Source organism: Streptomyces sp. NBC_01433 (assembly GCF_026340105.1).
In the GTDB taxonomy this organism is placed as follows: Bacteria; Actinomycetota; Actinomycetes; order Streptomycetales; family Streptomycetaceae; genus Streptomyces.
In genome coordinates this window covers 5,150,640-5,163,583 of record NZ_JAPEPM010000001.1, presented here as the reverse complement: position 1 = coordinate 5,163,583, position 12,944 = coordinate 5,150,640, and the positions used below count along the sequence as shown (strand labels likewise).

Sequence of the window (12,944 nt, the reverse complement as noted above, 5' to 3'; positions counted from 1 at the left end):
TGTAGGCACAGCTCCCAGGGAAAACCTACGCCACCGCAAGAGTGCTTCAGGCGCGAGGTCCGTTACCTAGGCTGTTCCCATGCTTTCGGAACCACGCTCAGGGCTGTTGGCCGCCTGGGGAAACGCGCTTTTGGCCGGACTCGTATCGCCGGACGACGCCGCCCTCGCGATCGTCGGGGAGGACGCGGTGCATCGCGTCGAGGGATTGCCGGGTGAGGCGGGGCCGGTCGGGCTCACGCTGGCGCTCGGGCGGCTGCGGAGGCTGGGGGCGACCGGATTCCGGGTCGCCCTGCCGGTGCCGGGGCATCCGCTGGGGCTGAGCGGGCCGCCGGAGTTCAACGCGCGGGCGCTGGAGGCCGAGGAGGCGGTGGTCACGTCCGGTGCGCCGTACGGGCTGGTGCCGGAGGTGAGTGAGGCGGGGCCCGCCGGGGACCGGCACGTCGAGGTGGTGTGGCGGGTTCTGCCGGTACGGGAGGCGCCACCGGCCGATGTGCCGTCGCTGAGTGAGGCCGAGCGGGAGCTGGCGGAGGCGCTGCGGGATGCGACGGCGGTGCTGTCGCGGCTGGACGTGGCCGGGTCGGGGCCGGTGGCGGAGGCGGCCGCGGACGCGTACCGGGCGCGGGCGGAGCGGGGGCGCGAGGTACTGGCGCCCGGCTATCCGCCGCGGGCGGTGCGGGTACTGGAGCTGGCCCAGCGGGTCGGCCTGCTGGTCTCGGTGGCGTACGAGAACGGGCACGGGGGTGCGGTGAGCGCGTCCGAGATCGCGGCCCGGGGTGAGGCGCTCAGGCCGGTGGAGCGGGTGGCGCGGCGAGCGCAGGTGGCGGCGTACAACGCGTATGTGGAGGACGTGGAGCGGGGGCGGGGGTAGCGGGCGGAGGCAGCGCTCGCGGGGGTGCGCCGCAGGGCGCTCGGCCGCTTGCTCCGGAGCGTCGGGGGCGCCTTGTCCTCGATCGCCGAACCGGGCTCGATCAGCCGGGCGGCCCCTCGGTGGGGCCGCCCGGCTTCCGGGACCGGGGTCGGTCAGTGGTTCAGGCCGAAGTTGCCGAAGGCCGGGTTGAGCAGGCCGATCACGTTGACCGTGTTGCCGACCACGTTCACCGGGATGTGCACCGGGACCTGGGCGACGTTGCCACTGGCCACGCCCGGGGAGTGGGCGGCGGTGCCGTGGGCGTCCGCGCCGCTGTGTCCGGTGGCCGAGGCGGCACCGGCACCGGCGGCGATGAGTCCACCGGCGACCATGGTGACGGCGGCGGCCTTCTTCAGGTTCTTCACTTCAGGATCCTCCTAGAAATGCCGCGGCCTGCCGCCGCAGCATGCCTTGGAGAACGCCGTGGGCTTCGCCAGGATGCGCCGTTCGGGTGACATACACCCGACAGTATGAATCTCATCCCGGACTGAAACGTTCCGCTTGGGTCCCGCTCAGCACCGGACCGTTCCGCTCGGGGGCCCGCTCAGCCTGCGGCCCCGTGGCGGACGGCCCAGAGAGCCGCCTGGGTCCTGTCCGCCAGATCCAGCTTCATCAGGATGTTCGACACATGCGTCTTGACGGTCTTCTCGGAGAGGACCAGGGCCCGCGCGATCTCGCGGTTGGAACGGCCGTCCGCGATGAGGCCCAGCACTTCCCGTTCCCGTTCGGTGAGGGTGCTCCCCCGGCCCGTGCCGTTGCCCGCGTCGTCCTGGGCGAGAAGCGCCCCGGCGACCTCCGGCTGGAGCAGGACGTGGCCCGCGTGGACGGAGCGGATGGCTCCGGCCAGGGCGTCCGGGTCGACGTCCTTGTACACGTAACCGGAGGCGCCCGCGCGCAGGGCGGGGACCACCGTGCGCTGCTCGGTGAAGCTGGTGACGATGAGGACCTTGGCGGGGTTGTCCAGCTCGCGGAGCTTGCGCAGGGCCTCTATGCCGTCGGTTCCGGGCATCTTGATGTCCATCAGTACGACATCGGGCCGGAGCTCCTCCGTCCTGGCCACTCCCTCGGCACCGTCGGCGGCCTCGCCGACGACCTCTATGTCGTCCTGGATCTCCAGAAACGTGCGCAGGCCGCGGCGTACCACCTGGTGGTCGTCGACCAGCAGCACCCTGATGATCTTGTCAGCCACCGGGCACCTCCATCTCGATCGTGGTGCCCATGCCGGGCTCCGATTCAACGGTGAGCTTGCCGCCGACGCTGCCAGCCCGGTGGCGCATCGAGACGAGGCCCAGATGGCGGCCCGCGCGACGGACCGCGGTGACGTCGAACCCGCTGCCGTCATCGGTGATCCGCAGCAGAGTGGCCGAGCCGTGCCGGGCCAGCGTGACGGTGACATGCCCGGCGCCGGAGTGACGCAGGGCGTTGTGCAGGGCTTCCTGGGACACCCGCAGCAGCGCTTCCTCGTGGGCGGCGGGCAGGGCGCGCACGCCCGCGCTCTCGAAGGTGACCGCGGCGCTGTGGGCCCGGTCCAGGACCTGGATCTGCGTACGGAGGGTGGCGACCAGGCCGTCCTCGTCGAGCGCGGCCGGACGCAGTTCGACGACGGCGGCGCGCAGTTCGTCCACGGCCTCCGCGGCGAGCGCGGCGACCTGCTGGAGCTCGCCCTTGGCGCGGGCCGGGTCGCGGTCGACGAGAGCGGCGGCCGCCTGTGCGGTGAGCCGGAGCGAGAACAGCTTCTGGCTGACCGCGTCGTGCAGTTCATGGGCGAGGCGGGAGCGTTCCTCGGCGATGGTCAGCTCACGGCTGCGTTCGTACAGGCGGGCGTTGGTCAGGGCGATCGCCGCGTGCTGGGCGAGGATCGACAGCAGTTCCTCGTCCTCGTCGGTGAAGCCGCAGCTGCCCTCGGGCTTGGGACACTTCTTGTTGGCGAGGTAGAGCGCGCCGATGATCTCGTCGCCGTCCCGGATGGGCAGGCCGAGGAAGTCGGACATGTCGGGGTGGGCGTCGGGCCAGCCGCCGAACCGGGGGTCCTCACGGACGTCGGCGAGCCGCTCCGGCTTCGCCTCCTGGAGCATCGCGGCGAGGATCCCGTGCTGCCGGGGCAGCGGACCGATGGCCTTCCACTGCTCATCGGTGATTCCGTCCACGACGAACTGGGCGAAGCCGCCGTGGTCGTCGGGGACGCCCAGGGCCGCGTACTCGGCGTCGAGCAGCTCGCGGGCGGAGGTGACGATCGTCTTGAGGACGTCACGCATTTCGAGATGCCGGCTCATGGCGAGCAGCGCGGCACTCACCGCGGCGAGGGCGGACGGTGGGCGGTGACTCATGGCCCTCACCGTACCGGCGGGGTCCGACAGCCGTATCGGGCTGTGGACGGCCGCGAGGGAGGGTGCGGGACCAGGACTTTGTCCCGCCGTCCTTCAGCCCTCGGACCTAGGCCGGTCCCAGGTCCGTACGGCCCCGGGGGCCGGGCCGGGGAGGTCCGCCTCCTCCGCCCGGACGAGGAACCTCACGCTCCGCATTGCCTCTGCAACGGGCGGTGAAACCGATACGCGGTCGATGTGAGCCCGCACATAGGACCCACGTCACTTACGAAGACTGCTAGTGGGTACACAAGGGGCAATTGGGTGGGCATGAGCGGGGTCGAGCACGTACGAGCGGTCCCCCGATCCACTACCAGGCTTCGTACGTCACACCTTTGCCACACGATTTTGCTGGCGCTAAGAATTGCAGCCGTCCCCGACGGAGATGCGTCGCCGCTTCCCGTCTCGTCCTCCGTGAGGACACCTGCTATTCGAAGAGGTATGCCTGTATGTCCGCGTCCAGCATTCCCGGCCGTCGCCGTCGTCTGAACAAGACCCAGAAGCTCTCCGTCGCCGGTGTGTCCGCACTCGGCGCCGCCGCTCTCGTGTTCTCCCTCGTCCCGTCCAGCGCCGAGGCCGAGAGCACCCCCGTAGCCCTGTCCGCCGCTCCGGTGGCCTTCACGTCGGCCGGCAGCGTCCCGCAGGCCAAGACCGTGCAGGCCAGCATCATCGAGCAGCACTCCACCGCCGAGCAGCTGGTGAAGGCCGCCGACGCCGCGAAGGCCAAGGCCGCCGCGGTGAAGGCGAAGACAGCAGCCGACGCGCAGGCGAAGGTCAAGGCCGCCGCCCAGGTCAAGGCGAAGGCCGCCGCCGAGGCGAAGGCGAAGTCCGCCGCGAAGGCCAAGGCCGACGCGAAGAAGCGCACCGACCAGGCCGCGAGCCGCTCGGCCGCGCGTACCCCCGTCTTCGCCAACAACCTGGACGGATGGATCAAGGAAGCCCTCTCCATCATGAAGGACAAGGGCATCCCCGGTTCGTACGACGGGCTGCACCGCAACATCATGCGGGAGTCCACCGGCAACCCGAACGCCATCAACGGCTGGGACGTCAACGCCCAGAACGGCGTCCCCTCGATCGGCCTGCTCCAGATCATCAAGCCGACTTTCGACGCTTACCACGTCTCCGGTACGCCGCGCAGCCAGTACGACCCGGTCGCCAACCTCACCGCCGCGGCCAACTACGCCGCCGACAAGTACGGCTCGATCGACAACGTCAACAGCGCGTACTGAGCCACCCGCGCAGCGCCCGAACAGCGCGCTCGCGTCCCACGTCTCATGCCGGAGGGCGGCACCCCGTGCGGGGTGCCGCCCTCCGGCGTCGTGCGTCGCGTGCCGCGTCGCGCGTCGCGTGCGTGCGGGTTACTTGCGCATGACCTCGGGCTCGTGGCGGCGCAGCAGGCGCGCGACCGCGAAGCCGCAGATGAGACCGAGTGCCACCAGCACCGCGATGTTCATCCCCCACTGGCCGGCCGTGTGCTCCCACAGCGGGTCGAGGTCGGTCGGATTCTCCGGGTCCCACGGCGGCATGAGGTGCGCCAGGTCGAGCGTCGTACCGGCCGCGGCCATGGCCCAGCGGGACGGCATCAGCCAGGCGAACTGCTCCAGGCCGGGCGACCCGTACACCTGGAAGAGCACACCGGTGAAGACGACCTGGATGATCGCGAACATGACCAGCAGCGGCATGGTCTTCTCGGAGGTCTTCACCAGCGAGGAGATCACCAGGCCGAACATCATCGAGGTGAAGCCGAGCGCGATGATGGACAGGCAGATCTCGACGGCCGGGGGCATGATCAGGCCCTCTTCCGGCAGATCGCGGGTGGCGAAGCCGATGCCGCAGATGATGACGCCCTGGAGGGCCGTGATCACGCCGAGGACGATCACCTTGGACATCAGATAGGCGGAGCGGGACAGGCCGGTGGCCCGTTCCCGTTCGTAGATGACGCGTTCCTTGATCAGTTCTCGTACGGAGTTGGCGGCGCCGGAGAAGCACATACCGACCGCGAGGATCAGCATGATCGTCCCGGCCTTGCCGTTGAACCGGGACGGCGGTGTGGGCGCCGCCAGACCGAAGTCCGCCGGAATGACGACACTGACCACGCCGAGTACCGCGGGCAGGATCACCATCAGGCCCATGAAGCCCTTGTCGGACGCGATCACCGAGACGTAGCGGCGGATCAGCGTCCACAGCTGCGTCATCCAGCCCTGCGGCTTCGGCGGGCGCATCTGCTGCGGTGGCGGCATGTGTACGGACTGCGCGGCGACGGCGTCGATGTCCGCGGCGTACATCTGGTAGTGCTGCGAGCCGCGCCAGCGTCCCGCCCAGTCGTAGTCGCGGTAGTTCTCGAACGCGGAGAAGACGTCGGCCCAGGTGGTGTAGCCGAAGAAGTTGAGCGCTTCCTCCGGCGGACCGAAGTAGGCGACGGAACCGCCCGGGGCCATGACCAGGAGCTTGTCGCAGATCGCCAGCTCGGCCACGGAGTGCGTGACGACCAGGACGGTGCGCCCGTCGTCCGCGAGGCCGCGCAGGAGCTGCATGACATCGCGGTCCATGCCCGGGTCGAGGCCGGAGGTCGGCTCGTCCAGGAAGATCAGCGAGGGCTTCGTCAGCAGCTCCAGGGCCACCGACACGCGCTTGCGCTGGCCGCCGGAGAGCGAGGTGATCTTCTTGTCCTTGTGGATGTCGAGCTTCAGCTCGGCAAGCACTTCGAGGATCCGGGCCTGCCGCTCGGCCTCGGTGGTGTCCGCGGGAAAGCGGAGCTTGGCGGCGTACTTGAGGGCCTTGGTGACAGTGAGTTCCTTGTGCAGGATGTCGTCCTGCGGGACCAGACCGATGCGCTGCCGCAGCTCGGCGAACTGCTTGTAGAGGTTCCGGTTGTCGTAGAGGACGTCACCCTGGTTGGCGGGCCGGTAGCCGGTGAGCGCCTTGAGCAGGGTGGACTTGCCGGACCCGGACGGGCCGATGACCGCGATGAGCGACTTCTCCGGAACGCCGAAGGAGACGTCCTTGAGGATCTGCTTCCCGCCGTCGACCGTCACCGTGAGGTGGCGGGCGGAGAAGGAGACCTCACCGGTGTCGACGAACTCTTCCAGCCGGTCGCCGACCAGGCGGAACGTCGAGTGACCGACACCGACGATGTCGTTCGGGCCGAGGAGCGCGGAGCCGGACTTGTGGAGCGGCTGACCGTTGACGTACGTACCGTTGTGGGATCCGAGGTCACGGATTTCGAAGCGGCCGTCGGGCGTCGCGCGGAACTCGGCGTGGAGGCGCGAGACCTGGAGGTCGGAGACGACCAGCTCGTTCTCCAGCGCACGGCCGATCCGCATCACCCGGCTGAGGTCCAGCTGGTGGAACGTGGTCGGGCTGCGGTCCCCGTAGACCGGCGGCGCCCCCGCGGCGCCGCCGTGTCCCTGTGCCGGGGCCTGCTGGTGCGGGACGTGCGGCTGGGCCTGAGCCTGTTGCGGCTGTGCCTGCTGCTGGGCCTGCTGCCATGCCTGCTGCTGCTGTTGCTCTTGCTGCTGTTGGTGGGCGAGGCCCTGCTGACCCGGCCAGCCCGCGCCGCCCTGCTGCGGGGCCTGGTGCGGGGCCTGATGGGGCTGCGCGGGGGCCTGCTGGGCTCCCGCCGCCTGGGCACTGTGGACGCCGGCGCCCGCGGCGGCCGCCGCACCGGTGAGGCTCAGCCGAGGTCCGTCGGTGGCATTGCCCAGGTGCACCGCGGAGCCGGGCCCGATCTCCAGCCGTTGGATCCGCTGCCCCTGCACATAGGTGCCGTTGGTGCTGCCATGGTCCTCGATGAACCAACTACCGCCCCCCCAGCTGATCGTGGCATGCCGCCACGACACCCTGGCGTCGTCGATCGTCAGGTCGCCCTGCGGATCGCGTCCAAGGGTGTACGACCTGGATGGATCGAGCGTCCAGGTCCTTCCATTCAATTCCAGTACGAGTTCCGGCACTCCGCGCCCCACTAGTTGTCCCCCGAGTTACCCCCACCGCAGGGAGTCCAGGGATGCTGAACATCGTGGGGAACTATTCCAGGAGCAGTCCCCGTTCCGAAAGCCGGGCGGGTGAAGACAGGGCGGAGACCTGCGTAGACGCACCCTCGCCCCGGGAGAAAGCGGCCCGGAGGACAGGAACGGCCATGAGTGCGTACGAATCATGAGCAGCCGGCCCGATCCAGCACATCCCGGCCGATAGCGAAGGCCAGGAAATATCCGCGCGGCTCCCGGCACCCGGTAATGCCCACGCCACCCTGCCGGGCGTTTTGTCCGCGATCGCCGCACGACCGGGCCATTCCGTCCGGTACGCGGGACGGGCCTGGGGGCCGGGCCGCGGGACCGATACGGTGGGCACACCATGAGCGCATCTCAGCCCCCTCAGCCTCCCCTGTCTCCTGAGCCGCCCGAGTCCTCTCAGGGCAGCGACGCACCCACCCTTCTCGTCAAGATCTTCGGGAAGGACCGCCCCGGCATCACCGCCGGGCTCTTCGACACTCTCGCCGCGTACTCCGTCGATGTCGTGGACATCGAGCAGGTCGTCACCCGTGGCCGTATCGTCCTGTGCGCCCTGGTCACCGCCCCGACCGCGGGCGGTACGAGCGAGGGGGACCTGCGGGCGACCGTGCACAGCTGGGCCGACTCGCTGACGCTGCAGGCCGAGATCATCTCGGGCATCGGTGACAACCGGCCCCGTGGTGACGGCCGTTCCCATGTGACCGTGCTGGGCCACCCGCTCACCGCGGAGTCGACCGCCGCCATAGCGGCCAGGATCACGTCGACCGGCGGCAACATCGACCGGATCTTCCGGCTGGCGAAGTACCCGGTCACGGCCGTCGAGTTCGCGGTGTCCGGTACGGGGACCGAGGCGCTGCGGACCGCGCTGGCCACCGAGGCCGCGGAGATCGGCGTGGACGTCGCCGTCGTATCGGCCGGGCTGAGCCGCCGGGCGCAGCGGCTGGTCGTCATGGACGTGGACTCCACACTCATCCAGGACGAGGTCATCGAACTCTTCGCGGCGCACGCGGGCTGTGAGGCCGAGGTCGCCGAGGTGACCGAGCAGGCGATGCGCGGCGAGCTGGACTTCGAGCAGTCGCTGCACGCCCGCGTGGCGCTGCTCGCGGGCCTCGACGCGTCGGTGGTGGACAAGGTGCGGGCCGAGGTGCGGCTGACGCCCGGCGCCCGCACCCTGATCCGTACGCTGAAGCGGCTCGGGTACCAAGTGGGCGTGGTCTCCGGCGGGTTCACCCAGGTCACGGACGATCTCAAGGAACGTCTCGGCCTCGACTTCGCCTCCGCCAACACGCTGGAGGTCGTCGACGGCAAGCTCACGGGCCGGGTCGTGGGCGACATCGTGGACCGGGCGGGCAAGGCCCGGCTGCTGCGGAGCTTCGCCGCGCAGGCCGGGGTGCCGCTGGCCCAGACCGTGGCGATCGGTGACGGTGCCAACGACCTGGACATGCTGAACACGGCCGGCCTCGGCGTCGCCTTCAACGCGAAGCCGGTGGTGCGCAGGGCCGCGCACACCGCGGTGAACGTGCCGTTCCTCGACACCGTGCTGTATCTGCTCGGCATCACGCGCGAGGAGGTCGAGGCGGCGGACGGCCTGGTCGACTGACCGGACCGCCCCCGGGACCGGACGCCGAGGACAGCGAAAGGGCCCCGTCACGCGCACGACGCGTGACGGGGCCCTTCTTTACCGCTGCCGCGGGACCCGCTTCTTCTGCTGCCGCTGCGGGACTCGGCCGTTGCCCGTACTCAGTCGTTGGGCGTCCAGTATTCGGTGAGCTTGCCGGAGCCGAGCTCCACGCCCTTCCAGGAGCCGGAGAACTCGACCACGGCATAGGCGGCGGTCGGGAACCCGTCCCTGGTCATCCTGGCCAGGGTGTCCGATTCGGCGGAGCCCGACAGAGCGTCGGCGGCACCGTGCATGCCCGGGTTGTGCCCGATGACCAGGAGGTTGCGCACCTCGTCGGGGGTCTCGTTGAACAGGGCGACCAGTTCGCCGAGGGACGCCTCGTACAGCCGCTCCTCGTACACGGTCCTGGGACGCCGCGCGAACTCGTGGACCGCCAGCTTCCAGGTTTCGCGTGTCCTGGTGGCGGTCGAGCACAGGGCCAGATCGAAGTCGATGCCGGAATCGGCGAGCTTTCGGCCCGCCACGGGCGCGTCCTTGCGGCCGCGCTCGGCGAGCGGCCGCTCATGGTCGGACGCTTGCGACCATTCAGCCTTGGCATGCCGGAGAAGGACGATCCTGCGAGGTGTATCGACGCTCATACACCTCAGCTTCGCACGAAATGCGCCCTCCGGCGCAGGGTGTTGACGTGCGGGCCGCCGCGGTTCGGCAGCGCGGCCGTCGGGCCCGGATCCATCGACGGGACAGCCCGTCCCAGCGGGACGGGACAGCCGGTCAGCGGGAGACGGGGCAGCCGGTCAGGGGGACAGCAGGGTGATGACGCGCTCGATCAGCTGCCCGATCGCGGGATCCCCGGAGGCCGCCTGGGCCTGGCCCGGGTTCACGATCAGCATCAGGAGCGCGGCGAACGCCACGGCGGGCAGAGCGATGCCCCACCAAGGCAGCCGGATGTCGGCACTCCCCGCGGCCTGGCGGTGGGAGCTGGTGTGCGTACGGGCCGACATGTCCGCCTCCGTGGGGCATCGGTTCTGATACCCCGAACCTACGGATCGCGCGGCGCCCGGCCCATCCGGTGACCCACCCACTTCACCCTGACCCTGACCCCCTAAGGGATGGGGGGCTAACCCCACCCCCGGGGTTCGTCAGGGGGAGGCGATCGAGGCGATGACCCCGATGATCACCGTCACGAGGAGCATCGCCCCGAAGACGAGAAGGAGTTTCTTCTGACCGTTCTGGGGATTCGGATCGAGCACTGGCATGGGGCCAGTCTCGCATCTCAGCATTCGTCCTCGATCGTCCGGTCCCGGCCGGCCAGCACGCCGGCCACCATCTGCGGGATCATCAGGCCCGCCATCAGGGCGATCGGCAGGCCCCAGCCGCCGCTGTGCTGGTACAGGACGCCGACGAGCAGCGGGCCGGGGATCGAGATCAGATAGCCGGTGGACTGGGCGAAGGCGGACAGCCTGACCACACCCGCGCCGGTACGGGACCGCATGCCGATCATGGTCAGGGCGAGCGGGAAGGCGCAGTTCGCGATGCCGAGCAGCAGCGCCCAGGCCCAGGCTCCGGCGGCCGGGGCGAGGTAGAGCCCCGTGTAGCCGATGAGGCCGCAGAAGCCGAGCACGACGACGATCGGGCCCTGGTGCCTCATCCGGCCGGCGACCCGGGGGATGACGAAGGCGAGCGGTACGCCCATGGCCATGGTGACCGCGAGCAGGACGCCCGCGGTACCGGCCGAGACCCCGGCGTCCCGGAAGATCTGCGGCATCCAGCCCATGGTGATGTACGCGGCGGTGGCCTGGAGGCCGAAGAAGCAGGCGAGGCCCCAGGCGGTCCGGCTGCGGGTGATCTTGAGAGCGGGGGCCGCCTGCTGCTGCCGGGAGGTCTGTCCGGGGGCGCCGTGCCGGTCGCGTACGAGCGGTATCCAGGGCAGGACCGCGGCGGCGGCGAGCACGGCCCAGATCGCCAGCCCGGTCTGCCAGCGGCCGCCCAGCGCGTCGGTCATGGGCACGGTGACCGCCGCCGCGAGCGCGGTGCCGAGGGCCAGGGCCATGGAGTAGAGGCCGGTCATGCTGCCGACGCGGTCGGGGAACCAGCGCTTGACGATCACCGGCATCAGGATGTTGCTGACGGCGATGCCCATGAGGGCGAGGGCGCTGGCGGCGAGGAAGCCCGCCGTGCCGCCGATGAAGGGGCGGATCGCCAGACCTGCGGCGATCGCGACCATGCCCGCGCAGACGACGGCGCCCGCGCCGAAGCGGCGGGCGAGACGTGGGGCCATCACGCCGAAGACCGCGAAGCAGAACGGCGGTACGGAGGTGAGGACACCGGCGACGCTGCCGCTCATGTGCAGCCCGTCGCGCACCTCTTCGAGGAGGGCGCCGAGGCTGGTAATGGCGGGGCGGAGGTTGAGCGCGGCCAGGACGAGGCCGACGGTGACCAGACGCAGCAGCCACGGGGCGGGCCCGTCGGCGGCCTTGAGGGTCTGCGGGGCCGGTGGAACGGCGGGGGCGCGGGCCTCGGTGGCGTGGTTCAGGGTCTGGGTCTCGTCGTCCGGCATGAGGACATCATAGAATCATGGGATGATTGATTGTCCAATCCATCGCCGCCTCCCGTACGCCTGACAGAATCGGAAGACCGCACGGTTCAGGCTTCACGGTTCAGTTCACGGATCAGGCTTCATCGATCCAGGCTTCACGGATCCGGCTTCATCGATGAAGCCGCACGGTTCAGGCTTCACGATCACGAGCAAGGAGCAGCATGGCGCTGACGTCTCCGCGGCGTTCGGCACTCGCCGACCAGGTGATTGCCCAGCTGAGGAATCAGATCACCTCGGGCGAGTGGCCCGTGGGTGGGCGGATTCCCACCGAACCCGAGCTGGTCGAGCAGCTCGGGGTGGCCCGCAACACGGTCCGCGAGGCGGTACGCGCGCTGGCGCACAACGGGTTGCTGGACATCCGGCAGGGCTCCGGCACCTATGTCATCGCCACCAGCGAGCTGGCCGGGGTGATGCACCGCCGGTTCGCGGCGGCCGACCCGCGTCACATCGCCGAGCTGCGTTCGACGCTGGAGTCCTCGGCGGCCCGGCTCGCCGCCGTACGGCGGACCGAGCGGGATCTGAAACAGCTGGACGCGCTGATGGCGCGGCGCGAGGAGACCTGGGCCGCGGGTGACGCCGAGGCGTTCGTCGCGGCGGACGCGACCCTGCACCTGGCGGTGGTCGCCGCCTCGCACAACGACGTACTGACCGAGCTGTACGCCGACCTCGGCGATCTGCTGCGCGATTACCTGCGCGGCGATGTGGGCCCCGAGCTGCGGCCGGAGAACCATATGGACCATGCGCGGCTGGTCGAGGCGATCCGGGCCGGGGACGCCGAGACGGCGGCGTCCGAGGCCGCGGGGCATGCGCTGACCTGCCTGGCGGACCGGGTATAGGCCGAGCGGCTCGGCCAGGGCCTTCGACCTCGGGCTCAGGCCGGGCCCGGACGGTGGCTGACCCAGGCCGTGGCGACCTCTTTCCAGCACCGGTCGTCGAGCCGGACGGTCCGGCCCGGCTCGACCGCGACCGCCGCGCCGTCCGCGTCGACGTCCCACCAGCGGACGCACTCGGTGTGCAGCTGCACCAGGTCGGTGGAGGGGTACGGGTTGTGGCAGTAGGCGACGACGCGGGAGCCCTCGACCGTCGTACGGCACTCCGAGCCGGCGGGTTCGGGTTCGGGGGCGGCGGGCACCGGTCCGGCGGAGGCGCCGTTCGCGACCTGGACGCCGACGGGGACGGCCAGGCCGACGGCGATCACGGAGGCGGCGAGCAGGACCCGGGTTCGGCGACGCGTGGGGCGCACAGCGATCTCCCTCCCGCAGCCTGACAAGAAGTCCGGTTCCTCCACATTCTGCGGTGGATCGCCCATCTTTTCGACTTGAGCGGCCGGCAGTACGGCCTCGGCCGCGTATCGCCCCCGGAACGCCGGGAAGGGGATACGCGGCCGAGGCCGTACGCGGGAACGGGAAAGCGAACGCGCGGAAAGCGAACGCGCGGAAAGGGAGTGCGG

Annotated in this window: 13 protein-coding genes; 4 read left to right on the top strand and 9 right to left on the bottom strand. The window is 70.4% G+C overall.

Features of this window, described 5'->3' with window-relative positions:
* Positions 1-79 precede the first annotated feature (79 nt).
* Positions 80-868, top strand: coding sequence for a hypothetical protein (locus tag OG413_RS23255; protein WP_266808424.1), 789 nt, complete (start codon positions 80-82; stop codon positions 866-868).
* Between the two features lie 152 nt (positions 869-1,020).
* Here the strand turns inward: OG413_RS23255 and OG413_RS23250 are convergent, their stop codons facing one another.
* The 3 genes from OG413_RS23250 to OG413_RS23240 form a co-directional block, all read right to left on the bottom strand.
* Positions 1,021-1,272, bottom strand: a complete 252-nt coding sequence (locus tag OG413_RS23250) for a chaplin (RefSeq protein ID WP_266808422.1) — start codon at positions 1,270-1,272, stop codon at positions 1,021-1,023.
* Between the two features lie 179 nt (positions 1,273-1,451).
* Positions 1,452-2,096, bottom strand: coding sequence for a response regulator transcription factor (locus OG413_RS23245; RefSeq protein WP_073720171.1), 645 nt, complete (start codon positions 2,094-2,096; stop codon positions 1,452-1,454).
* Positions 2,089-3,234, bottom strand: a complete 1,146-nt coding sequence (locus tag OG413_RS23240) for a GAF domain-containing sensor histidine kinase (protein WP_266808419.1) — start codon at positions 3,232-3,234, stop codon at positions 2,089-2,091. The genes OG413_RS23245 and OG413_RS23240 overlap by 8 nt, the downstream gene beginning before the upstream one ends.
* A gap of 485 nt (positions 3,235-3,719) precedes the next feature.
* Here OG413_RS23240 and OG413_RS23235 point away from each other — a divergent pair, with 485 nt between their 5' ends.
* Positions 3,720-4,499: a transglycosylase SLT domain-containing protein gene (locus OG413_RS23235; RefSeq protein ID WP_266808418.1), complete on the top strand. Its 780-nt coding sequence runs from the start codon at positions 3,720-3,722 to the stop codon at positions 4,497-4,499.
* Positions 4,500-4,628: 129 nt separating this feature from the next.
* Here OG413_RS23235 and OG413_RS23230 read toward each other — a convergent pair whose 3' ends face one another.
* Positions 4,629-7,232 carry an FHA domain-containing protein gene (locus OG413_RS23230; RefSeq protein ID WP_266808416.1) on the bottom strand — a complete coding sequence of 868 codons (2,604 nt, stop codon included), beginning with the start codon at positions 7,230-7,232 and terminating at the stop codon, positions 4,629-4,631.
* 388 nt (positions 7,233-7,620) lie between these two features.
* Here OG413_RS23230 and serB point away from each other — a divergent pair, with 388 nt between their 5' ends.
* Positions 7,621-8,877: a phosphoserine phosphatase SerB gene (gene serB / locus OG413_RS23225; protein WP_266808414.1), complete on the top strand. Its 1,257-nt coding sequence runs from the start codon at positions 7,621-7,623 to the stop codon at positions 8,875-8,877.
* A 140-nt stretch (positions 8,878-9,017) separates the two neighbouring features.
* Here the strand turns inward: serB and OG413_RS23220 are convergent, their stop codons facing one another.
* The 4 genes from OG413_RS23220 to OG413_RS23205 form a co-directional block, all read right to left on the bottom strand.
* A complete protein-coding gene (locus tag OG413_RS23220; RefSeq protein WP_266808412.1) occupies positions 9,018-9,536 on the bottom strand; it encodes a histidine phosphatase family protein in 519 nt (172 codons plus the stop codon).
* Positions 9,537-9,692: 156 nt separating this feature from the next.
* Positions 9,693-9,899 (bottom strand): hypothetical protein, encoded by a 207-nt coding sequence (locus OG413_RS23215; protein ID WP_266808410.1) that lies wholly within the window; start codon positions 9,897-9,899, stop codon positions 9,693-9,695.
* Positions 9,900-10,037: 138 nt separating this feature from the next.
* Complete coding sequence (locus OG413_RS23210) at positions 10,038-10,154, bottom strand: SGM_5486 family transporter-associated protein (RefSeq protein ID WP_266808408.1); 117 nt, start codon at positions 10,152-10,154, stop codon at positions 10,038-10,040.
* Positions 10,155-10,171: 17 nt separating this feature from the next.
* Positions 10,172-11,455: a CynX/NimT family MFS transporter gene (locus tag OG413_RS23205; protein ID WP_266808406.1), complete on the bottom strand. Its 1,284-nt coding sequence runs from the start codon at positions 11,453-11,455 to the stop codon at positions 10,172-10,174.
* A 200-nt stretch (positions 11,456-11,655) separates the two neighbouring features.
* Here OG413_RS23205 and OG413_RS23200 point away from each other — a divergent pair, with 200 nt between their 5' ends.
* Complete coding sequence (locus tag OG413_RS23200; protein ID WP_266808404.1) at positions 11,656-12,330, top strand: FadR/GntR family transcriptional regulator; 675 nt, start codon at positions 11,656-11,658, stop codon at positions 12,328-12,330.
* A gap of 35 nt (positions 12,331-12,365) precedes the next feature.
* On the opposite strand, the gene OG413_RS23195 is transcribed toward OG413_RS23200, so the two are convergent.
* Positions 12,366-12,737 (bottom strand): hypothetical protein, encoded by a 372-nt coding sequence (locus OG413_RS23195; protein WP_266808402.1) that lies wholly within the window; start codon positions 12,735-12,737, stop codon positions 12,366-12,368.
* Positions 12,738-12,944 lie beyond the last annotated feature (207 nt).